The sequence below is a fragment of the Wolbachia endosymbiont (group A) of Anthophora plumipes genome, from assembly GCF_964028115.1.
Taxonomy (GTDB): Bacteria; Pseudomonadota; Alphaproteobacteria; order Rickettsiales; family Anaplasmataceae; genus Wolbachia.
On the sequence record NZ_OZ034756.1, the window covers coordinates 186833 to 210566 of the forward strand.

General features: G+C 34.6%; 21 protein-coding genes, 1 tRNA gene and 1 pseudogene. 11 read left to right on the forward strand and 12 right to left on the reverse strand.

Annotated features, from left to right (window positions below; translation table 11 throughout):
• The first annotated feature begins 35 nt into the window (after positions 1–35).
• Together ABWU75_RS01000 and ABWU75_RS01005 are read left to right on the forward strand one after the other, a co-directional pair.
• Positions 36–758: a Bax inhibitor-1/YccA family protein gene (locus ABWU75_RS01000; RefSeq protein WP_264688029.1), complete on the forward strand. Its 723-nt coding sequence runs from the start codon at positions 36–38 to the stop codon at positions 756–758.
• On the forward strand, positions 759–1295 hold the full coding sequence (locus ABWU75_RS01005; RefSeq protein ID WP_253307274.1) for a cytochrome c oxidase assembly protein: 537 nt from the start codon (positions 759–761) through the stop codon (positions 1293–1295).
• Between the two features lie 269 nt (positions 1296–1564).
• Here the strand turns inward: ABWU75_RS01005 and ABWU75_RS01010 are convergent, their stop codons facing one another.
• Positions 1565–2293: an ankyrin repeat domain-containing protein gene (locus tag ABWU75_RS01010; protein WP_341822611.1), complete on the reverse strand. Its 729-nt coding sequence runs from the start codon at positions 2291–2293 to the stop codon at positions 1565–1567.
• A gap of 147 nt (positions 2294–2440) precedes the next feature.
• Here ABWU75_RS01010 and ABWU75_RS01015 point away from each other — a divergent pair, with 147 nt between their 5' ends.
• Positions 2441–3418, forward strand: coding sequence for a quinone oxidoreductase family protein (locus ABWU75_RS01015; protein ID WP_353286887.1), 978 nt, complete (start codon positions 2441–2443; stop codon positions 3416–3418).
• A 248-nt stretch (positions 3419–3666) separates the two neighbouring features.
• Positions 3667–3960 (forward strand): WPE palindromic element domain-containing protein, encoded by a 294-nt coding sequence (locus tag ABWU75_RS01020; protein ID WP_353286888.1) that lies wholly within the window; start codon positions 3667–3669, stop codon positions 3958–3960.
• 613 nt (positions 3961–4573) lie between these two features.
• Here the strand turns inward: ABWU75_RS01020 and ispH are convergent.
• The gene (gene ispH, locus ABWU75_RS01025; protein ID WP_353287054.1) at positions 4574–5503 is read right to left on the reverse strand and encodes a 4-hydroxy-3-methylbut-2-enyl diphosphate reductase; all 930 of its coding nucleotides are present in this window, start codon (positions 5501–5503) and stop codon (positions 4574–4576) included.
• Positions 5504–5523: 20 nt separating this feature from the next.
• On the opposite strand from ispH, the gene ABWU75_RS01030 reads away from it, so the two are divergent.
• Positions 5524–7149 carry a peptidoglycan D,D-transpeptidase FtsI family protein gene (locus ABWU75_RS01030; protein ID WP_353286889.1) on the forward strand — a complete coding sequence of 542 codons (1626 nt, stop codon included), beginning with the start codon at positions 5524–5526 and terminating at the stop codon, positions 7147–7149.
• Positions 7150–7151: 2 nt separating this feature from the next.
• On the opposite strand, the gene ABWU75_RS01035 is transcribed toward ABWU75_RS01030, so the two are convergent.
• Both ABWU75_RS01035 and elbB read right to left on the reverse strand, forming a co-directional pair.
• The gene (locus ABWU75_RS01035) at positions 7152–7460 is read right to left on the reverse strand and encodes a hypothetical protein (RefSeq protein WP_353286890.1); all 309 of its coding nucleotides are present in this window, start codon (positions 7458–7460) and stop codon (positions 7152–7154) included.
• A gap of 178 nt (positions 7461–7638) precedes the next feature.
• Positions 7639–8346, reverse strand: a complete 708-nt coding sequence (elbB, locus tag ABWU75_RS01040; RefSeq protein WP_264731974.1) for an isoprenoid biosynthesis glyoxalase ElbB — start codon at positions 8344–8346, stop codon at positions 7639–7641.
• Positions 8347–8646: 300 nt separating this feature from the next.
• Between elbB and ABWU75_RS01045 the strand changes: the two genes are divergently transcribed.
• Positions 8647–9690, forward strand: coding sequence for a hypothetical protein (locus ABWU75_RS01045; RefSeq protein ID WP_353286891.1), 1044 nt, complete (start codon positions 8647–8649; stop codon positions 9688–9690).
• Positions 9691–9743: 53 nt separating this feature from the next.
• Here the strand turns inward: ABWU75_RS01045 and ABWU75_RS01050 are convergent, their stop codons facing one another.
• From ABWU75_RS01050 to ABWU75_RS01085, 8 genes are all read right to left on the reverse strand, one after another.
• Complete coding sequence (locus tag ABWU75_RS01050; protein WP_353286892.1) at positions 9744–10295, reverse strand: 5-formyltetrahydrofolate cyclo-ligase; 552 nt, start codon at positions 10293–10295, stop codon at positions 9744–9746.
• Positions 10279–10899, reverse strand: a complete 621-nt coding sequence (locus ABWU75_RS01055) for an oxidoreductase (protein ID WP_264731979.1) — start codon at positions 10897–10899, stop codon at positions 10279–10281. Before ABWU75_RS01055 ends, ABWU75_RS01050 begins: the two co-directional genes overlap by 17 nt.
• Before the next feature lie 95 nt (positions 10900–10994).
• Positions 10995–12140 (reverse strand): SurA N-terminal domain-containing protein, encoded by a 1146-nt coding sequence (locus ABWU75_RS01060; protein ID WP_353286893.1) that lies wholly within the window; start codon positions 12138–12140, stop codon positions 10995–10997.
• A 167-nt stretch (positions 12141–12307) separates the two neighbouring features.
• Positions 12308–12398, reverse strand: a tRNA-Ser gene (locus ABWU75_RS01065).
• A 133-nt stretch (positions 12399–12531) separates the two neighbouring features.
• A complete protein-coding gene (ppa, locus tag ABWU75_RS01070) occupies positions 12532–13038 on the reverse strand; it encodes an inorganic diphosphatase (protein WP_264731982.1) in 507 nt (168 codons plus the stop codon).
• 1088 nt (positions 13039–14126) lie between these two features.
• Complete coding sequence (mnmA, locus tag ABWU75_RS01075) at positions 14127–15239, reverse strand: tRNA 2-thiouridine(34) synthase MnmA (RefSeq protein WP_353286894.1); 1113 nt, start codon at positions 15237–15239, stop codon at positions 14127–14129.
• 317 nt (positions 15240–15556) lie between these two features.
• Complete coding sequence (locus tag ABWU75_RS01080) at positions 15557–16633, reverse strand: rod shape-determining protein (RefSeq protein ID WP_253309829.1); 1077 nt, start codon at positions 16631–16633, stop codon at positions 15557–15559.
• 20 nt (positions 16634–16653) lie between these two features.
• Positions 16654–18069: a carboxypeptidase gene (locus tag ABWU75_RS01085; protein WP_264736276.1), complete on the reverse strand. Its 1416-nt coding sequence runs from the start codon at positions 18067–18069 to the stop codon at positions 16654–16656.
• A 277-nt stretch (positions 18070–18346) separates the two neighbouring features.
• On the opposite strand from ABWU75_RS01085, the gene ABWU75_RS01090 reads away from it, so the two are divergent.
• The 5 genes and pseudogenes from ABWU75_RS01090 to ftsH all read left to right on the forward strand — a co-directional run bounded on the left by ABWU75_RS01090 (position 18347) and on the right by ftsH (position 23654).
• Positions 18347–18826 (forward strand): OmpA family protein, encoded by a 480-nt coding sequence (locus ABWU75_RS01090; RefSeq protein ID WP_265016724.1) that lies wholly within the window; start codon positions 18347–18349, stop codon positions 18824–18826.
• A 142-nt stretch (positions 18827–18968) separates the two neighbouring features.
• A complete protein-coding gene (gene tilS / locus ABWU75_RS01095; protein ID WP_264731992.1) occupies positions 18969–20270 on the forward strand; it encodes a tRNA lysidine(34) synthetase TilS in 1302 nt (433 codons plus the stop codon).
• Positions 20271–21494, forward strand: a complete 1224-nt coding sequence (locus ABWU75_RS01100) for an ATP-dependent metallopeptidase FtsH/Yme1/Tma family protein (protein ID WP_353286895.1) — start codon at positions 20271–20273, stop codon at positions 21492–21494.
• 144 nt (positions 21495–21638) lie between these two features.
• A pseudogene (locus tag ABWU75_RS01105) lies at positions 21639–21809 on the forward strand (tRNA(Ile)-lysidine synthetase); the annotation flags it as partial.
• A gap of 12 nt (positions 21810–21821) precedes the next feature.
• Entirely contained in the window at positions 21822–23654 is a 1833-nt protein-coding gene (ftsH, locus tag ABWU75_RS01110) for an ATP-dependent zinc metalloprotease FtsH (RefSeq protein ID WP_353286896.1), read from the forward strand.
• Positions 23655–23734: the final 80 nt, after the last annotated feature.

Below are 23734 nucleotides of genomic sequence, written 5' to 3' on the forward strand. Positions count from 1 at the left end.
AATGTGTTAAATAATGGACAAAAGGAGTTACATTTATGTCTTACATGAGAAATGAACAGGATATCCGCTCTCAGGGCGTTTATTATAGCGCTGGGCTCAGAAGTTACCTAACTAAAGTATATAATTACATGGCTTTAGCTTTAGGCGTTACAGGGCTTGTTGCGTTTCTAACGGTATTTTCTGGTCTTTTTCAGGTAATTCATTCTAATCCTGTTCTGTCGCTTGTGATAATATTCTCTCCAGCTGCATTGGTGATCTATATGCGGTATAGAATTCAACACCTAAGTGCTCAGTCTGCCGTTACTATATTTTTCTCGTTCTCAGTGTTAATGGGGCTTTCCTTATCTTATATTTTTATAGTTTATACTGCAGAAAATATAGCAAGAGCGTTTTTCATTACATCAATTATGTTTGGCTCTATGGCTTTATATGGTAATACCACAAAAAGAGATCTTACAAGTATGGGCTCTTTCTTGATTATGGGAGTCTTGGGGATAATTATAGCATCCATAGTAAATTTATTCCTTGGAAGTAGTCCTCTCTACTTTGCAATATCGTTCATATCAGTAATAGTCTTTACCTTAATGACTGCGTATGATGCTCAAAGAATCAAGGACGTTTATTATAAATATAACGACGGATCAGAAGTCGCTACTACTAAATTGGCAATACTGGGTGCAACTGATCTTTATTTTAACTTTATTAACATATTTCTCAATCTACTCAGGTTACTTAACTTGTTCAATAATAGGGACTAGATGTTTTCCTTTTTAAGGAAAGGTAGTAAGAATTCTATAGTTTTCTTTTTAATATCTTTAGTCGTGTTGATGCTATGTCTTGCATATGCATCGGTGCCACTATATAGCATTTTCTGTAAAGCTACCGGGTATGGTGGCACAACAAGAAAAGTAACTAATGCAACAATAAGTGCAACTGACCAAAAAATCAGGGTCCACTTCAATGCTGATATAATGTCCGATCTACCTTGGGAATTTAAATCAGAAACTAACTACGTTGACGTAAACATAGGAGAACAAAGTTTAGCGTTTTATTACGCAAAAAATCTATCTGATCATCTTTCATTTGGTATGGCAGTATATAACGTTACGCCTTTCAAAGCAGGTAAGTATTTTAATAAAGTTGCATGCTTTTGTTTTGAAGAACAAATGTTGCTACCAAAACAAAAAGCAGCTATGCCCGTATCTTTCTATATAGATCCTGAGATAATGCTTGATAGTAATACAAAAGATTTAAGTGAAATAACGCTATCATACACGTTTTTTAAGCTTAAGTAACAAACTTTTTCTATTGTCCACCCAAGCAGCGTGAGCTATAGCTAAACTGACTTAGATTTACCGACAATTTGAAAAACTGTCATTCCGCTACCCGTTAGCGGGATCTATGCTTTGAGATACCGCGGCGGTATGACGTGTTGAAACAATCCGATAAGGTAAACCTCGTCATCCCGCTACTTGTTAGCGGGATCTATGGGATACCGCGGCGGTATGACGTGTTAGCTATAGAAGGAGTGCGTTGTTATTCAAATAATAGTTATGCAACAGATCTATTGAATTGAGCAGGAGCTCTTGTTTTCTTTTTGCACACTGACTACTTGTGTTTCAGTGCTTGGTGTTGCTGAATCAACCAATACCCATCTTTTATTATTTGCTTCACAAGCATTCCAATACTTAGCCAACTCCTTATTATTTTTTACAGAATCTGACATTTCTATGTTGGGATTTTTTTCTAATATGTAATCAATTAGCATCTTGACACATTTTATCTGACTTTCAGCTCTTTCAGCATTCTCTTTATTTGGTGAAAATTGGTCGAGGGAAAAGTTAGTAAAACCTTCTAAAATGGCACATGCTTGCTCATTAGAGGTAATGATTATTTTTCTCTCCATGAGAGTCTTAAAAAGGTTTGGAGATGGTATAAAAAAAGCTGTATGTAGATAGGTAAATCCATTTTTTTTTGGCTTAATGTCCGCTCCAGCTCTTACTAAAGCTTCTGCCACGTTAAGGTATTTAGAGTTGATAGCTATATCTAAGAGTTTTCTGGCATCTGGATCTTTGCCATCATTTTGCACACGAAATTCATGGTCAATTGCAAAATTTCCAGCTTTCCATAACTCAAATAAATCACTGCAGCTTTGACTATACTCTTTGCCTTCTTCTAACTTGCTTTTTATTAACTCTATTACATTATATGTTTTTATATTATTGCTTATTTTCTTAAATATCTCACAAAGAGCAATATACCTATTAATATATCTATCTCTTCTACCTAACATAATTTATACTCTCTAATTGCTTAAATAGCTTATTTAAAATATAGAGATATTTGATAAAAAAGTCAAGCTTGTTAATTGTGGAAACAATGACTTTGCAAAATATTAATTATTAGATAACATAATCAAAGTTTTTATCTTACATTCATCATGGTTAGAGCTATACAAATTAAAAAAACTGGGGGACCAGAAGTATTAGAATTTGTAGATAAGAATATAGGTGAGCCAAAAGGCGAGGAAGTTTTAGTACGTCATACAACTATCGGCTTAAATCGTTATGATTTAGAGCACAGAAAAGGTACACGCAAAATTAAAAATTTACCATCAGTGCTTGGAGTGGAAGCAGTTGGGGTTATTGAAAAACTTGGTAAAAAAATCAGTGATGGATTCAAAGTTGGAGACAGAGTTGGATATTGCACAGCTCCTCCAGGGGCATATTGTGAAAAGCGCATTATACACCAGAAATATCTGATAAAAATTCCAGATGACATATCTGATGAAGTTGCTGCTGCAGTGCTGTTTAAAGGTATGACAGCTCACTATTTAGTTAATCAATCTTATAAAGTTAGGCCTGGTGCTTTCGTGCTAGTTCATGGGGCTAATGGTGGCTTAGGACAAATAATATGCCAATGGGCAAAGGATAAAAAAGGTGTAGTGATAGGTTCTGTAAGCTCTGATGAAAAAATGAAGATAGCTTTACAAAGTGGCTGCACATACGCAATAAACTACAATGATAAAGACTTCGTTTCTAAAGTTATGGAAATTACGCAAAACAGAGGAGTAGGTGCAGTGTATGACCCTATAGGTTATGCTACAAGCAAGCTTTCTTTTGAATCTTTAGGCAGGTTCGGCATATACGTTTCCTATGGGCAGATATCAGGTAACGCTCCTATTAGTTTTTCTTTACTTAGTTCACGTTCGTTATTTGCAACTGGAACCTCAATATACCATTATAAGCATGATAGATTCACATTAGTGCTTACCACAATGGAAATCTTCGAGATGATAAGAAAAAAACTTTTAACTGTACGGATCAATAAAAAATATAAATTTGGTGAAATAATTCAAGCTCATCGCGATATGGAAAATAGAAAAGCGAGTGGGTTAAATATTATCAAAATCTCTTAAATAAATTAGTAATTTAAACTAACCATTCATTAAATCATATCAACTAGAACTTCACATATTTAATTCTCCTTTTGGGGGAATTAAAAGCATATAGCTAAACTGACTTAGGCTTACCGACGATTTGAAAAACCATCATTCCGCTACTCGTTAGCGGGATCCAGGATTTTGATTGGGTTATAAAAGTATAGCTTAGGTTTTCCTACGTCATACCACTGCGGTATCTCCAGATCCCGCTAACAAGTAGCGGAATGACGGTTGTCAGGCTAGTACCTTCTCCTGTCATCCCAGTGCCCAGATACTGGGATCCAGTTTCACCTTATGATGGTGTCATGAAAGTAGCTGACACTGGTTTCCATCCAAAACGGTGTCATTCCAGTCTGGAATCCAGAAAAAAGAATGGTGTCATCCCAGTGCCCAGACACTGGGATCCAGAAAACTTAATTTTAACCAAGTGGCTGCATAATAAAGACTGGATCCCAGACTGGAATGACACCCTACTTAACCGTCATACCGCGATTCATTCGCGGTATCTCAGCCGCTAACAAGAGATCCCGCTAACACGTAGCGGGATGACGGTTGTCGTTTAGCCATAAATATTTAAGAAATTTACCAAACGGAAAAAAAGGCAAAAGAAGCCCCGGTTAATATCTATTTTCAGTATTGGCGTTTTTTAAGCCTTAAACACTGCAATTTAGCTGCTTTTAAATGCAACTCACCTTATCTCAAATGTTTAAGAAATTTACTAAGCAGAAAAAAAGGCAAAAGAAACCCCGTGTTAGCTAGTTGTCACTCTCTAATCCTGCAAATTGGCGTACTATACTGTCTTAAACGACTTATAAGCGCGTTTCAGCTTATATAGGTAAAAACCTAGAAATATTGTGAAGACATAAGGTGCACATAGTGCAAAAAATTAAAAATAAGACGCCAACTACGTTGTTTTCTTGCTGTTTAATCTGCACAGATGAAGATAACTGAATACCTTCAGTTTCATGATAAGGGGGCTGGCGGAGTTTGTCAAGTAAGTTTTTTGTTTCTATTCCCAATTAAAGTTCGTTATATGGTTATGCAAGAAGTCTAATGAATCGCGGTATGACGTCTTAGCTATAGATGCTGATTTGTGTGATTTCAAGAGAAGCTTAGTAGATAAGTTGTGTTTTAAACCAGATTCGGTATTTTAAACTGAACATTTTCAATAATACCACCTGGCATAACTGAAATTTTTACACTCAGGTTTACTTTTAGGTAGTCCATTAATTCATCAACCAATATGTCAGGAGCAGAAGCACCTGCAGTGATTCCTATCTTTTCTACGCCATGAAACCAGCTTTTATTCACACAGCTGTAATTATCAATTAAGTAGGCTCTTTTTCCTCTGGCAGTGCACAGATCTAATAAGCGGTTTGAATTTGAGCTATTTTTACTTCCTACAACTAACACCATGTCTACAATTTCAGCTAGCTTTTTAACAGCATTTTGTCTGTTTTGCGTTGCATAGCATATGTCCTTTAAATCTGGACCTGTTATGCTTGGAAACCTGAGCTTCAGGGCAACAATAATTTCACGGGTATCGTCGATGCTTAACGTGGTTTGTGTAACATAAGATAAATTATCTGGATCTTTAACTTTTAAATTGCGTACGTCCTGCACAGTTTGCACTAAAATGATAGGATTATTTACTCTTCCTCTAATTCCCTTAACTTCTGGATGGTTTTCATGCCCAATGAGAATTAATTCTTTACCACTGTTTTCATACCTTTTTGCCTCTTTATGCACTTTGCTGACTAAAGGACATGTTGCATCAATCACTTGAATACCCTTTCTTTTTGCCTTATCTTCTATATTTCTTGATACTCCGTGCGCGCTGAAGATCAGTATTCCTCCATTATCTTCAATTTCCTCGATACTGTTCACAAAAACCACTCCTTGTCTCTTAAAGTCCTCTACTATATATTTATTGTGAACAATTTCGTGTAGCACATAAACTTGGCACTTGTTTTTGTATTTTTCTAAAGTAATAGCTAATATGTCCACAGCTCTTTTTACCCCGGCACAAAAACCTCGCGGCTCAGCTAAGATGATTTCCATTTTTGTCAAATCAAGTAAATATGCAAGCATTACTTAAAAATAAGCTCCGCTCACTGTGTTTTATAGTACCATTATTTATATTTTATATAATAATTATTTTTCGCATATTCTCTTTAACATTTGATCAACCTACTACTTCAGAAAATTTTAGAAAAGATAATACAGTATATAAACAACCTGATATTTTAGATAGAAATGGAGTGGTAATAGCAACAAATGTGCCCACAACATCACTATATACAGATGCAACCAAAGTAAAGAATCCGGAAAGTATAGCAGCACAACTGTGTTCTATTTTGAATGATCTTGAATACGAGAATTCATATAGAGTACTTACTTCAAAAAAGAAATTTGCTTGGGTAAAGCGGCACTTGACTCCAAAAGAACTGTTAGCAATAAAAAATGCCGGCGTGCCAGGAATAAACTTCTATAACGATGTAAAACGTATATATCCTCACAGTAATTTATTTTCACACGTGCTTGGTTACACTGACGTAGATGGCAACGGTATTGCAGGAGTTGAGGCATATATAAGTAAAAACAAACAACATTCTGTTATCCAAGTAGCTGACACTGGGGTCCAGAAAAAAAATACGTGGATTCCAGCATTACGTGCTGGAATAACACCTTACCAGGGTATTCAACTATCCTTAGATACACGAGTGCAAAGCATAGTGCATGAAGAGCTAACTAAAGCTGTAAGCAGATATCAGGCACTCGGCGGAGTAGGAATTGTTTTAAATGTGAGAAATAGTGAAGTCATCTCAATGGTCAGTCTGCCTGATTTTAACCCCAACCTACAGAATAAGGCAGAAGACGTACAAAAGTTTAATCGCGCCAGTCTTGGGGTGTATGAGATGGGGTCGGTATTAAAATTCTTTACAATAGCCGCAGCGCTTGATGCAAACGTTGTAAAAATTGATGATTTATATGACGTGTCAAAGCCAATCACTATTGGGAAATATAAAATTTATGATCTTCATGAATTTAAGATTCCGGAAATCACTGTGCGAGATATATTTGTGAAATCATCCAACATTGGTGCAGCAAAAATTGCAGTTAAATTAGGTATTGAAAAACAAGTAGAATACTTTAAAGCTATGAAGCTATTTTCTCCTTTGAAAATAGAAATACCAGAAAAATCTACACCGATAATCCCGGATAAATGGAGTGAAAACACTTTAATAACAGCATCTTATGGTTATGGCATAGCTGTAACTCCTATACATCTTGCACAAACTGCAGCAGCATTAATCAACAATGGGGTATTTCATAACGCAACCTTGATGTTGAATAAAAGAAGTATAGGAGAGCAAATTATCTCAAGAAGAACTTCCAGGAAAATGAGAAAATTATTACGCGCAGCAGTAACAGATGGCACTGGCAGAAAAGCAAAAATAAAGGCATATTCAATAGGGGGAAAGACTGGATCGGCGGAAAAAGTTGTAGATGGTAAATATAGCAAAGATGCAAACATAGCGTCATTTATAGGAGTGCTAACCATGCTTGACCCAAGGTATATAGTGCTAATTGCTATTGATGAACCTCAAGGGATACACCATACCGGGGGAATAATTGCTGCGCCTATAGTAAAGAACATTATAAATAGAATAGCACCTATACTAAATGTTACACCTGAGATGTAAAATTATGATTGCTTTACTATAACTTCAAATCTATCATTACCAAAATTCTTATTAATATACCAAGAACCATCATCTTTAGTTACAAATTCAAGACCTTTAAGGTCTCTTTCTATTGTCTTTCCATTTTGACCATCAATAGCGATATTAATATCGAATGTAATAACGTCTAGATTTATCATAGCTTCTTTCCCGCTGCACGAATTTAGACTGAACTTGCCTAACATGACATCATTAAAACTCACTTCCCCTGTATAGACATCACACTGACCGTCCACACAACACGTAGTTTCAATATAGAAAAGGTCTGACATATAAAACACCTTGCGTTTATAAAAAAAGAGCTAAATATATATAGCTAGTGCAGCCCTACGCCACGCCGCTAACAAGTAATAGTCGTAAACCTAGAGCACTTTAGCTATATAACCATAATACAGCTAGGAATGTAAAATTCAACAGTTAATTGTGTAAGGAAGTCTAAATTACTACATCTTAGAGGAATGGCTGTTTAGTTTTTTTGTTAATCTTTTTTACCATGCTGTCAATCATATGCTTTATCCCTTGATATACAGAGTATATACTTTTGTCGCTACGCATATAAGCAGAACAGGAAAATACATTATGTTCTTCGTCTTCTATTGATAACCCTGTATCACACTTTATGTGTTCACCACCAAGCTTCTCTATCAACTGTTCTCTGTCATCTCCTATAGTTACCTTAACCTTACTTTCTTCTTTACCTATCTTGCTACTTAAAATTGAAACAATGATGGCTGGAGATATGCATATCGCTCCTATCGGCTTTTTTGTAACAAAAAATTCTGAAACTAATCTTTCAAATTCAGGCATTACTGTCACCATGTCTTTATTCTCAGCTAAATCAGATAAATTTTTTGCAACCCCGTATCCACCAGGTACAACTAGCATGTCAAAATTTTCAGCTTTGGCTTCTTTTAAGTCATATATTTCACCTCTTGCGATTCTTGCAGCTTCTGCAAGTACATTCCTTTTTTCTTTTGTTGCCTCTTTTGTTTTATGATTCATAACTTGTGTGATATTGATATCAGGTGCAAAGCATTTAACATTCACTTCCTGCTGATCAAGCACAAGCAAACTTAAAACCGCTTCTCTTACCTCTGCACCGTCAAGGTGACCACACCCTGATAAAACCACAGCAGCTTTTAATTTTTTTCCGCCCATAAAGTACCTTAATTTCATGTAATCTAGATATTTTAATACAAATTCTATATTTGGAAAGAGGTTATTATATTAATTATCTCATATTTATTATAATATAATTAATAATTAGTATGTATAATTAGGCATATTTATAGTTGATGAAGTTGAATATGGCACCTACAAACAGTACGTTTTTTGACACTGACTACTCATACCAAACTTCGTTATTGGGAAGACAAATAGAATATACGATAAATTCACTTAAACCTCCAGTTATAGGCGGAAAGCACTCTTTTTCATTTGTCTCATTATTATTGAGAATTGGTATCAGAACTAAGAAAAGCTATTTCAGATATAATAGAAAGCATTGCACAATCTCCATCAGAGGGAAAAGAGGAGTTACTTAAAGCCCTATCAGAACAAGTTAGAGGGATGAATCTCGAAGGTTTAAGTTTAGCAATTAATGACCAAGGCTTGCAAAAGGAGGTAAATAAAGAATTATTTATAAAACTCATTGAAGAAGCACTTAAAGGGTTAACTTCTGAAAACGTTGACTCAAAAATAATAGAAGAGGCGTTAAAATCTGTTAATCAGCAAGCAATAAGTAATGTTATAAATAATAATAAAGGTCCGCTGGACAATCTAGTCAATTATTTTAAATCAGCATCTGCAAATAAAAAAATTGGAATAGCTTCTACAGGAATAGTATTGGGAGTAGCATTTTCTCCGCTTATTGTGCTTGCTACATTAATAGCGCTTGTGGCTATTGGAGCACGTTATGTAGGAATAGGTATAGGAAAGGCAGGGGAAAAAATAAAAGAAGGTGCGATTGAAGCAGGGAAAGCAGTAAAAAGTTCATATAAGGATTTAATAGATAAATTACCTAAAGTTCAAGCAAGAGAGAATAACTTTAGTAGATTAAGAACAAACATGCTTGAAACTATTGCAAACATTAGTCTTAAAGATAACGAAGGCGTTGACGCTAAAAAAGGTCTTGATGATGGGAAAAAAATATTAGAAATGCTTCAAAATGAAGGGCAGCGATCTGCTATACAAGAGTTAGTAAAGAATGGAACCATTGAAAATTTTTCAGAAGATGACATGAGCAGACTTATGAACAAAGGTCTTAGTACTCATCTAGCAGATATGGAAAGATCTAAAGACACGGAAGAATCTAAAAAGAAAGGATTTCACATTCTTATGGGTGAATTTCAATCTGCAATTATGGCCATTGGTGACGGTAAAATAGAAGATGTAGAACAAAAGATTAATGATAAAGTTAATCAAATGAAGCCAGATTCTCACTTAGGTATTTCAAGTGCTGCACGAGTGAGTGAAGGAGGAATTACAGGACCAAATATTTGATGTATTTGAGGAGCGTTTTGACGCAAAAATTACTATCAGAAAGTGGGGTTACGCTACTCCTTTCTATCCACTTTTTTGAGCAATCCACCTCCACATCTAACACACATCTCAGTGATTATAATATCCAATTTTTGATCATGTTTTTCTACAGGTAAATCTTTACAATATTGTTTCTCATAGGCTACACCTATAAATATTTTTCCAAGCGGCCGTAATTTTTTTATCATTGTATCATACCAACCACCGCCAAAACCTAATCTATTAAAATGATCATCAAAAGCAACAACAGGAGTAATGATTGTGTCGGGAATTACATCTTCATTTGTTTCGTTCCATCCCTCAAATCTTAGCAACTGATTTTTATCAGGAATTGCTACTTTATAACCTAAATAGAGCAAACAACACATCAAAGGGACAACATTTATTTCCCCATCCATTGGAATGTAAGCCGCAATTGTTTTGCCTTTAACGTAACTTAAGTTCTGATTAAAGAGATTAATAAGGGAACTTGCCGCATAACTGGAATAACTTTCATCAATATCTTTTCTTATAGCTCTATATTGCTCTCTTATTTCCTTTTTGTGCTGTTTAATATCTTTGAACATGATCTATCCATTTCGCAGTGAGTTTTTCTTGTAAACTATTTTGCTTTAAGCGCTCACTTAAAAAATCAAAGTCAATAAATTCCATATCCTGGTCTTGATTACTGCAACTATAGACAAAACTCCTTTCTCCTGTTTCCGTATTTATATGTTGCTGAACACACTGAGCGCAGATTTCTTTCATCATACACTGCATAGGAGAATTAACTGACGATATTGCTATGTGACTTGACTTCAGATATGGCTTTAAAATTGTTTTTCTAGCTTCATTCATAGCTTTCATCATTTTATCAGAACCAATAGTGATAATTTTATCTATAGTGTTTAAATTAATACCTAATCTTCCTTGTTGATAAGAGACTATTGCATCAACTATATTACCATGAAAGGATTTATCTTGATCTCTGCTTGTTTCTATCAATCCTTCTTCACATGCCCAAACTACTGCATTTGATGCACGCTCTATCAGTGCTCGTTTAAATACATCACTTAATTTCTTATAGCCAGCAAAGTACAAAACCTTATTATTATTTTCAAGACACGCCTTCCCTATCGAAAATAATACTGCATTTCCAACTCCACCACCGATTAGCATTATATTCTTCATGTGCTATTTTAACTATATTTGTTCAAATTTTTTGAAATTTTATAGAACAAAGTAATTTTCGTACACAAAGACAGAGACAAGGACACTCTCTGACTTCAACTATACCGATAACTGACAGCTGAATTTTTACGCATATTATCTAATAACAAGTTGCTTTGTATCATAATCTTTTGTTGGTACATCTGCTGTTTAATTGCTTCTATATCCGCTGCATTACTCTTGATATCACACAACATCATTAACTTTGCAGTGCCATTTTCTCTTAATTCTACTATTTCATTCACACTTGTTTTACTAAATAAAATCTGTAAATCAGGATTTAAATCTCGCATTTTTATTTCAAACTCTTTTGCGTTTGGCAACTTAAAATCATCTGCTAATTTGTCAAAATTTAAACAATTGACCTTTTGCTCTTTAAAATTATCCAATAAACTTTCTGAACCCTCAGCCACAATCTGTTTTAATTTTAAAGTGCTTTCCAGCAGTGCATAATTAAGTTGTACCTTGTCTATGACTTTTATAATAGAGTAACCTTCACTGAAACTGAATGGACCTGCTATATCGCCGGTTTCTAGTCTTTCTAAAACGCTCTTAAGTTTATCTTTGAGCTGACTTAAATTAACTGTTGCTTTACGCATCTTTATTGGAGATTCCGGGTTATTACTATTACGTAATTTTTTTACTAAATCTTCAGCTATGCCATAAACATCCTTGTCTTTTTGATCAGGAATTATAAACTCTTGGAACGTGATAAGATAATCCGGCTTTTCTGTTTGCCTTTTTACATCATCTACTTCTTTATCGCTTATATTAATAAATGGCACAATTCTTACTTCAATAATTTTGCTCCATAGTAACTGACATTTTATTTGTTTTCTTAAAATACTAAGATCTATATTATGCTTTTTTATGTATTGATCAACTTCATTAGCCTTAAGTTTAAAACTTTGGGTTAAAAATAATATGATAGCATTATCTAACTCCTCGTTGCTCAATTTTATATTCAGCCTCTGCGCTTCATTGATAATGATAATTTCGTCTATTAGCTCCCTAAGAATTTGAGGTTTTGCTTCTTTTTGATTAACACTTTGGGTGCCAAACAATGAATTTATAAAGTTGATGCGTTTTTCGATATCTAAATTTGAAATTGGCTCACCATTTACATCTGCAACAATTTCAATCTCGGTTGCAAGCAACCTAAGTGGCAACACTATCAACAGTAAAATTAGTATTTTATGCATATAAGTAAGGTTAACAACCAATTCTATAATAAATACTGAGTCAACGCTAGCCAACTTTTTAATAGCTATCTAAGCAAAGACGGAAATAAAAACCATTGCAACAAGATCAGGTAAACAGGCTAAAAATATGCTAATATAGCGAATTCAGACCGTGCTAAAACAGTATACGGAAGGAGAGGGATTCGAACCCTCGATACGACTTTTCAATCGTATAACGGTTTAGCAAACCGCCGCCTTCAGCCGCTCGGCCACCCTTCCAAATTTAGAACCTAAAGATTATATAATACCAAGACCTCTACCGCCTGTCTAATGCTTTTAATTGCAATATTTACCCATTAAAAACAACAACATTTTTCCGAATAACTGTAATTCCAGGCTAAATCAACGTAAACTAATTTCTGCTTTTTTCAATGATTTTCTTTGCTTCTTCTACACCAACCCATTCTCCAACTGCTACCGTTTTTCCCTTTTCTAGATCTTTATAATGAGAAAAGAAATGAGCAATTTTATCTAATAGGTTTTTAGATAAGTCAGAATAGTCCTTTATATTGTCATAATAGCTATCAACACTGGAAACAGGCACAGCTAATATCTTTTCATCTTCTCCTTTTTCATCTTTAGTGAGTAATGCGCCTATTGGACGCACCGATATTAAAACACTAGATGCTAAGGGAAATTGAGTTAGCACCAAAACATCCACAGGATCACCATCACCTGCGCAGGTATTTGGTATAAACCCATAATTGCAAGGATAAGTCATTGAGGTAGACAAAAATCTGTCAACTTGTAACAATCCAAGCTCTTTATTAAACTCATACTTTACAGGCTCAGCATTTGCACTTATTTCAATTACCACATTCACCGCATTTGGTCCCGCTGTTATTTTACTTAAATCCATAAATCTACAGACTGTGTTTTTATGGTCTTTTTCTTTTTTCTTGCTGACAATGAAATTTGGCCTACATTTATTCTCTTCTTGTGGCACTGAGTAGTATATATTTTTAGGGCTCGTTACTAATTGTTCAAATTCATCACTATTTTGGTTTTTTAACAGTTGCTCTAGGGTGTTTTTTGTATTTATACGATATAATTCGAATTTACAATGCTCTTTCAAGCCTTCCTCTTGCCGATCCACATGCTCATGGTCGATTGTATATTTATCTCTACTTGATAATCCGATCATGTGTAGTTTGCCAGCTAAGAACATTATATAGCTCTCTATTAACTGATTCTCACATATCTCTAATACTTCTCTTTTTACTATTTTGTCAGGTGACAAAGGTTCTTTATAACTACCGCTCAAAGAATATAATAGAGAAAACAATAAAGCCACATCTTTATCTACCTTTATATCTTGATGAATAGAATAGTAACAGTCGATAACAAATTTATTAAAAAAAAATTTTTTATCAGATTTTTCATTTAATAATTTTTTAACGTCAGTAAGCACTTTATTTTCAAAATCTTCTTCTGTTTTAAATATTGGTTTTCTCTTTGGACTTGCTAAGATGTTAAGTAAATCTAATTTACTTCCATCTACTTCTACTACTTCATTTATATCTCTATTTAACTCAAACCCTTTAATAACTTCATATATTTTATCTATGACATCTTTAGTATTCAGGTTATTGTTTTCACTAAGTATCTTATAAGCTTGAGCATAAATTAAAAACAGCCCTTGTAGACTAAACTTTAAGTTAAAATATTCATCTAATGGCTCCCCCTCTTTTTTAATGAATGCAGACAAGCCAAAATGATTTCTGCGGTCCATACTACGATCTAAGTCAGCATGTTGAAAGCCACCTAAAAAAATAAACAAAGTCTCTAATAAATTACCCTTACCAACAATTTTTATTAGTTCTTCAACTTCCTTAACCATTGCTAAAACCTATAATGTTCTACTTTATAGTATAAGCGATATAGGGTAAAATAGCAATAAATATTATTGTACGTTTACATTCTGCATAAAAAAATTAAGCTACCCAGTTAAGAGCATATCCATCCTCCACCGATGACTTGTTCACCTTTATATGCCACACAGGCTTGACCTGGACTGATGCCAAAGTAATCGTCGTTTAAAATGACACAGGCTTTATTTTTTTCGTCAGCTGAATGTATTGTTGCTAAACTTCCCGCATGTGATGATCTCAGCTTCACAGTTACTTCCATACCTTCCTTTGGTTGTTCTAACCAATTTAACTCCTTGATCAATATTTTTTTTTGCATTAATGCGTTGATCGGACCTACTATAACCTCATTATTTTCTGTATTAATTTTTATCACATAAAGAGGTTCATTGTGTGCGATACCCAAGCCCTTTCTTTGCCCCACTGTAAAATTTACTATGCCACTGTGCTCGCCTAGCACTTTTCCATTAACATCCACTATTTTACCTTTCTGTACAGATTGTGGAACTAATTTAGCTATTGTTTTACTATAGCTTTCGGAAACAAAGCATATATCTTGACTGTCCGGCTTTTCAGAAATTTGTAAGCTGAAATACTTTGCTAATTTTCTTATATCACTTTTATAGAACCCACCTAGTGGAAATCGCAAAAGCTTCAACTGCTCCTTTGTTGTAGCAAATAGAAAATAGCTTTGATCTTTACTTTTATCAATGCTTCTGCACAACTTTACCTCACCATTTTTTTCTAATCTTCTCACGTAATGTCCTGTTACAAGCACATCCGCACCAAGATTTTTTGTAACTTGCAATAGATCACGAAATTTTACCGTTTGGTTACATCTTACGCATGGTATGGGAGTTTCCCCACGCATATAGGTACTTGCAAAATCCTCTATTACTTCCTTTTTGAATATTTCCTCGTAGTTTAAAATATAGTGAGGAAAGCCAACACTTTCAGCCACGCGCTTAGCGTCGTAAATATCCTGTCCAGCACAACATGCACCTTTTCTTGCGTTAGCATTACCGTCGGTGCCATAGAGTTGAAGAGTCACACCTATCACCTGGTACCCAAAGTTATATAGCAGTGCTGCAGCAACGGAGCTATCAACTCCCCCGGACATTGCAACAATAGCCTTGGTCTGGTGCGGAGCTCTATCTTTTAGCAGAGGTTCAATTTTAAATTCTTTTAGCATAATCGCCTTAATTTATAAACGCAAATCTTGTGTCATTCCAACATACAACTGTGCAAACGTTTTGATTTGGGGGCAATTTACATAGTAGATGATGTCATGAAAGTAGCTGACACTGGAATCTAGTGTCTATTTATGCAAATTCATTAAAACAGCATATTTATTTGTAATCAAGTTTCCTGGATCCCAGTGTCAGCTACTCGGATGACACCCTTTCCTGCTGAAAGTTGCCTTCAAATTACTTGGTGCGTGACACTGGGATCTCATTTATATTACATAATTCCATCAAAACAATTCGATAAACTACCTTCAAAAACAATTTAATCTTGCTTGAATAAAACATGGCCAAAATAATCCATGTTTTCAAGCACTTTTCCACTACCCAAGGCAACACAACAAAGTGGGTCATCTGCAACACGAACTGGTAATTTTGTTGTTTCACTGATAACTTTGCCCAAGTTACGCAATAATCCACCACCACCAGATAAAATTATTCCTCTATCGACTATATCAGAAGAAAGTTCAGGTGGAGTGCTCTCCAGTGCAGTCCTAATAGCAGAAATTATCTGATGTACAGGCTCTATTAAACTTTCTGCAACTTGATATTCTGATAAAAGCATTTCTTTTGGCATGCCACTCACTAAATCCCTGCCTTTAATTATCATTCCCTCTTTGTTATTTTCACCTGGCAGACTGGCTGAACCTACGTTTTTCTTAATTTTTTCAGCAGTTGTTTCACCGATTAATAACTTATGATTTTCACGAATATACGATTTTATTGCTTCATCCATAATATCGCCACCTACTCTGGCAGAACGTGAATAAACAATTCCGCCTAAAGAAATAATTGCAACTTCAGTTGTACCGCCTCCTATATCAACGATCATAGAACCCTCAGGTTCAGTAACTGGGAGCCCAGCTCCGATTGCTGCAGCCATTGGTTCTTCAATCAAAAATACTTCATTTGCACCAGCACTTTCTGCTGCATCTTGTATAGCACGCCTTTCAACTGGCGTGGATCCAGATGGAACGCATATGATAATATTAGGTTTATTAACAGTGAATTTTGTGTTTGCACTGCGTATGAAATATTTTAGCATTTCTTCCGCACTTTTAAAATCAGCAATAACTCCATCCTTTAAGGGCCTTATCGCCTCTATTTCTCCAGGCGTTTTTCCAAGCATCATTTTAGCTTTTTTACCAAAAGCATAAGGAACGTAGCTTCCTTTTTCTTTTACTCTTGCTACAACTGAAGGCTCATCAAGCACTATTCCCTGATTTTTCTGATAAACTAAAGTGTTTGCAGTACCAAGGTCTATGGCAATATCGCTAGCAAACAAACCTTTGAAAGTAAAAAGGCTATAAAACTTTCCGGTCAATTTTCGAACAAAATTCATACATAACTCAAGAAAACCATTTATTGAGACAAATTATACTTTTCAGATAGGTAGTAAGTAACACACTCAACGTCTAAACCCTTGCCTGTTACTTTTTTTAGCAGTTCCAGGCCACACTTTGCACTGTATATATTTTGAGATAACCAACTGATAAGTAAACTAAAATCTCCTTTTATTATAGCACTTAATGATTCGTAATGATTCTTTTTAACGAAAGAGAAAATCTGCACAGCAGCAATTAAAGCAATAATTTTTATAGGAAAGTAGCCCATAACACCGCTTGCCCAATATTCATCTTGAAAATAAGTGTCCAGCTCATTTTTAGCTTTTACTGGAATTTTATAGTGCTTCATACCTTCCAGCCACGCATCGTGCAGATCCTTAACTTCCAGTGTACCATTTATTATATCCTGTTCTAACCTAGTTCTCAACATAATATGAGCTAACAGACTAAATTCATCTGCGTTCTTTAAAGAAGAGGAAAGGTTTATTTCATTGAAAACCAAGTGCAAATTTTCAACACTACTATTAGTTTTGCCTTTTATAGCAAATTTCTCTTTTATGTGTGGTTGAATGAACTCAATAAATTCTCTGGATGTTCCAATCATCCTTTCCATGAATAACCCTTGAGTTTCATACATAACATGTCTCGTAATTGGGCTACTTATAGAATTTTGCGCTAAACATTTTTGATAAATCGCATAACCACTATGCCGTAAAAGTGAAAATAAACCATAACAAAAATCAGATTCATCATAATCTATAGGGTAGTAATAAGAAGTACGAATCTCATTTAGTGCAATACCCATTTGCTGTAAACATAACGAGCCAAGTTCAATCTGCTTCTGAGTAGCAACTCTTTGTATATTAGTAACCTTATCCTTTTTCTGCTTTTCAATTATTTCATCCACATTTTCGCTAAAAAATTTGCCTACCTTGGGGAATACTTCCCTTATATTCTTTTCTGTGATATCAGAGTCATAGTCAGCAAGCAGTAAGTCGTATTTTGAGCATTTTAATTGCTGCGATTTTATAGAAGCTACTTCGCGAATGAGTGTGATTAAATCAGTAAAACGTTCTTTTAGTTTTTCTAAGTTACTGGTTTCAGAATGAGATAGTTTCCATAAATTTTGGCATTCAACCTTAGCTTTGGATAAAGACTTTACTAAATCAATAGGAACAGCACTGTTGCTTTTATGTATTCTCTCTATTAACTTTAGCTGCTGAGTATTTGCACTTTTTTTGTTACCAAGAGCATCTGCTAATGATTCCTTTATTGCATCATGAGAGATAATTTCATGTCTGATTTCTTCTAGAAGACTCATTTGTTCAACTTTGTCCTCTATATTCAATTGGCTTTGGTTTAGTACTTTTAGCGTATTTTCGATATTCTTTACCCTATATAATACTTCCTCTAAAAACTTATAAGATTTCATAATTTGTTCATTGTTTTAGAAAACATCTCTTTAATATCGTAATAGATTAATAATAAAGTTAAAAGTATATTTGCTTAAAGTACAATAAAAAATTGTACTTTTTATTCCTTTATTGGATTTTTCTACTCAGAGTCCAGCATATTATAAGAAAATTAATTGTAAGGGTGTAGAAAAAGTATTTAGTATTTTATTTCTCTTGACTATATTACAATATGGAGAGATTATTAGCTACTGAAATTAAAGTTACGCACTATTTAAAATTTATGGAGGTTTAGTAATGTGGAGTAGACTGGTTATAATGTGCTGTTTTTGTTTGCTACTTACTGGTGTAAGTTCTTGCCCAAAAAAAGGAGCAAATACAACAAATAAAATGAATTCTGTTGTTAAGCAGATAGGTGATAAAAGAGTTTTCTTTGGTTATGATGAATCTAGTATTACTGAAGTAAGCGCAGATGCATTACTTAACGTAATGGAGGTGTTACAAGATAACCCTGACGCGAAGGTTACTTTAACTGGTCATACTGACAACCGTGGTTCTCATGAATATAATCTTGCGCTAGGCGCTAGAAGGGCAGATGCAGCTAAAAAATTTATGGTTAGTTGTGCACCCTACATAGAAAACAGAATAAAAACTGCTTCTAAGGGTGAAACTGAGCCTTTGGTTAATGTAAAAGATGATTCTAGAAATTCTAAATATGAAAAAGAGCATGCTAAAAATCGTAGAGTGGAATTTTCATTTTCTGGAATAAAGAAATAGTTTCTTGCATTAAAACCTGGATCCCAGTGTCAAGCACTGGGATGACAAAAGAGAGCAATTCCGCTGCTTGTTAGTGGGATCTATATATACCACAAATAAGTCGCTGTATGACGTAGAGACTATCTTGCCATCAAGAAACATAATGAAATTAGAGTTATTATTTCAAAATATAGCTAATAGCTTTGCTTTCTATAACCAAATCGCAGTTGCAGTATCAGGTGGTGTAGATAGTATAGTCTTACTGCACTTAATGACTAACTGGGCAAAAAAAAACAAGCTTTCACTTCCTATAGCATTAACAGTAAATCATGGGTTACGTTCAGAGTCTCAAAAAGAAGCTGATTTTGTTACAAGTTATGCAAAAGAACTTGGAGCAAAGGAATCGTTCATATTAAATTGGGAGAAGCAAAATATTAAAGGTAATATTCAATTACAGGCACGAAAAGCACGATATAAGTTACTAGCAGAGTGTTGTAAAAACAATAATGTTAAATGTTTGCTCGTTGCTCATCACAAAGATGATCAAGCAGAAACGTTCTTATTAAGATTGGAGCGAGGTAGTGGCGTAGATGGATTATCATCAATGGATTACAAATCTTTCTTAAATGGTATTTATATATTTAGGCCATTGTTAAATTTTAGTCGTAGTGAAATAGAAAAGTACGCTAAGCTTCACCGGTTAAAATGGATCGAAGATAGAAGCAACTATAACTTAAAATACAGGCGAACTTTATACCGTAGCTTACTTAAAGCAAGTGACAATCAAGAGATTTTAACAGAGCGAATATGCCTCACAGCCCTTCATATGAAAAGAGCTGCAAAAGCGTTGATGCACTACACACGCCTTGCATTTAATGACTGTGTTAATGTTCATGATCTTGGTTATATTGAAATTAAACTAAGTGAATTTTATCAATTGCCAGAGGAAATAGCCTTGAGGCTTCTTCTTTACTCTATAATGGCAATTGCCAGTAAACATTATAAACCAAGGTACAATAGCCTTATTGCGATATTTAATAAAATATTGCAAAAGGATAGTAATGTTAACTGTACACTTTCTGGGTGCAAAATAAGAAAATATGGAGAAAATATCTTAATAATTAGAGAATCGTCAAAGATACAAGAAATTACCGTAAACCTACCTTTAAATGAACCTACTCAATGGGATAACAGATTTAGCTGCACAATACTCGGAAATCAAGAGTGTTCAGTTATCATCGCTCCATTAAAAAAAACACAAAAAGTTCCTGAATTTCTGAAGGATTACAACTGCTGCCCTGAAGTTTTCTATTCTTTGCCTACAGTACAAAAAGATGGAAAGGTGCTTGCTTATCCTAGTACATGTCAAAGTAATCAGAAAATCGATAATAATGGAGTTAAGTGTATTATTACTAACATATTGTACGAAAATCTGATAAGCTCAATTCTTTCAGGTGAAAATTAAATGACTCGGTGGAAATTCCTTAAAATTGCTCTCTTATGTCTGGCAATTGCTGCTACCATTTTTGCAATTTATATGCTGTTTTTTCAAGGTGAAGGTCTAACTACTATATCTTTTTCAGAATTTTCAGACAGATTAGAAAGTAACGATATAAAAAGTGTTGTTATAGATATAAATGAAAATAGTATTGTAGGTAAGCTTAAGGATGGATCAAGTTTTAAGTTAGTCAGTATTATATCTAATGATCTCATAAAAATTTTACGCGACAAAAGGGTTCACATCCTCTTTTCAACAGAAGCCATAAATGAAGATGTCATTTTAGGTAGCATTTCCATTATAATATTTCTAGGTGTGCTAGTATTTGGCTGGGTGATATACAAAAAAAATTTTAGCATTAGCTTAGACGATAAATTAATTACAGAAGAAGAGAAATTAAAATTTAGTGATGTTGCAATCTCCGATGAGGTGAAGAAATCATTAGAAATGATTTGCAATTTCATAAAAAATAGAAAAATTTTTGAACAATTCAATTGTGATATACCAACAGGCTACATTTTATACGGTCCCCCCGGAAATGGTAAAACCCTCCTTGTTCGTGCAATTGCAGGCGAAGTTAATATTCCGTGTTATAGTGTTTTAGCGTCTGAGTTTTCTAAATCATTAATGGGTGCTGGTCCAGCTTACATTCGTGATCTTTTCGAAAAATTAAGAAAAAATTCTCCTTGCATACTCTTTATAGATGAAATAGATGCCGTTAGTAGACGAAATAATTCAGAAACTTCTGCTAGTAATAATGAAGAGAGGCGGATGATCACTCAGTTATTGAGTGAACTGGATGGGATAAAATCTAGAAAAGATGTAATAGTAATTGGTGCAACAAATCATTTGCCTCATATAGATGAAGCACTCTTGAGACCTGGGCGCCTAGGTGAGCGCATTTATATTCCTCTACCTGAAGAAAAGGAGCGTGAGAAAATATTGAATATCAACTTAAAGAATATACAAATAGCACCAGACGTAAATCTGGAAAAAATTGCAAGCCGCACTTCTGATTATTCAGGAGCTTATTTACCTAATTTGGCAAAAAAAGTAAAATATAATGCTATAAACAGAAGCCATGAAGGCACTACTCCTACTATTACTATGGATGATTTTGATCATGAATTGAAAAAAATAAGTAGTGCAAGAGTAAAACATGTAGCTCGCCAGTGTAGTATAGAAGTGTAATATAGAATAGTGTGCGGTAATGTACATAAAGTCATCTTATTAACAAATTACTTTGTCCCACAAGGTTTTCCTACATATTAGACCTTGCAACTATTTTCCCATAAAAGAAAGCACATGGAGCAGTAGCTACCCGCTTTTCAAGTTTACAACTGCTGCCCTGAAGTCTTTTATTCTTTGCCTACAGTACAAAAAGATGGAAAGGTGCTTGCTTATCCTGATGTAAATTATAACGAAAAAAATACCAATGACGATAAGGTTCAATGCATTATTAATAGCACGATAAAACAAAATTTGGTAAGCTTGATTAGTACTTAGTTAGAAATAGAAATGAAAAAATTTTTAGAAGGCTTATTGATCTGGTTAGTAATTATTGTTCTTATTTCAGTTGTTTATATTCAGTTCAGCGGAAATGTAGGTAGAAGTAAAACAACCATACCTTTTTCGGAATTTTTAACTAGACTAGAAGACAATGATGTAGAAAATATTGTCATAAAAAACCAGAGCATTGAGGGCAAGTTTAGGGATGGTTCAAGTTTCAACTCAAGCGGTGTTATATATAGCGACCTAATAAAAAATTTACATGATAGAAAAGTGAGATTCTCCTTTTCAACTGGAGATTCTGCCATGAGCGTAATTGGTGGATTACTTATCTCATGGGTCCCAACATTTATCTTTATTGGCTTTTTGCTATTCTTTCTTAAACAAACACAAGCGGGGAGCAACAGAACTATAAGCTTTGGCAAGTCAAGGGCTAGACTCATGACTAGTGGGAAAAAAGTAACATTTGATGATGTTGCCGGAATTGATGAAGCAAAAGAAGAGCTAGTAGAAATCGTTGATTTCCTTAAACAAAGGCAAAAATTTCAAATATTAGGTGGAAAAATACCAAAAGGGTGCCTTTTAATTGGCTCTCCTGGAACTGGTAAAACTTTACTTGCTCGTGCAATTGCAGGAGAAGCTAATGTGCCATTCTTTAGCATTTCTGGATCTGATTTTGTTGAGATGTTTGTTGGTGTTGGTGCGAGCCGTGTTCGTGATATGTTTGATCAAGGCAAGAAAAATGCTCCTTGTATAATTTTTATAGATGAGATAGATGCGGTGGGTAGACATCGTGGCATTGGTCTTGGTGGTGGTAATGACGAAAGAGAACAAACATTAAATCAGTTATTAGTTGAGATGGATGGCTTTGAGTCTAATGAGGGCGTAATAATAATTGCTGCGACTAACCGTCCGGATGTCTTAGATCCAGCACTGCTTAGGCCTGGTCGTTTTGACCGGCAGATTACTATTTCTTTACCCGATATAAATGGGCGCGAGAAAATATTAAATACGCATATAAAGAAAATATCAATGGCCCCTGATGTAAATGTGAAAACAGTTGCAAGAGGAACACCTGGTTTTTCAGGGGCTGATTTAGCAAATTTAGTGAACGAATCTGCGCTTATTGCTGCAAGAAGAAACAAGAAGATTGTTACCATGGATGATTTCGAATATGCACGTGATAAAGTGATGATGGGTGTGGAAAGGCGATCTCTCATTATGACAGAAGAGGAAAAGAGACTGACTGCATACCATGAAGCTGGCCATGCGATGATTGCTGTTAATATGCCTGCTTCTGATCCTATACACAAAGCAACAATTATTCCACGCGGTAGGGCACTCGGTTTAGTTATGAGACTACCAGAAACAGATAGAGTGTCCCTCACAAGAGAAAAGATTCTAGCAGATATAACTGTTGCAATGGGTGGACGTGTGGCAGAAGAGCTAATTTTTGGCTATGATAAAGTCACAAGCGGCGCATCTTCAGATATAAAACTAGCATCAGATTTATCACGTTCTATGGTAACAAAATGGGGAATGAGCGACAAAATAGGTCCGATCTATCACAATCGCGAACAAACTATGCATGGTTCTGAGATAATTTCTGAAGATACATTAAAACTTATAGATGAAGAAGTGAAGAAAGTTGTGTCTTCTTGCTATGAAAAAGCGAAAGACATTTTGACCAAGCATAAGAAAGGCTTAGATCTCATTGCCGAAAATCTACTGGAGTTTGAAACTTTAACAGGAGATGAAATAAAGGACATATTAAGCGGAAAAAAAATTGTTAGAGAGGAAAATGAGAAGAATGAGAAAATAAAAAAATCCTCTCTCTATTAGATCTGACCCTAGCTTAAAATGCTAATCAGCTAACGCTGCAATAAAACATTCAGAATTGTAACTGTCAATATAAATTGTAT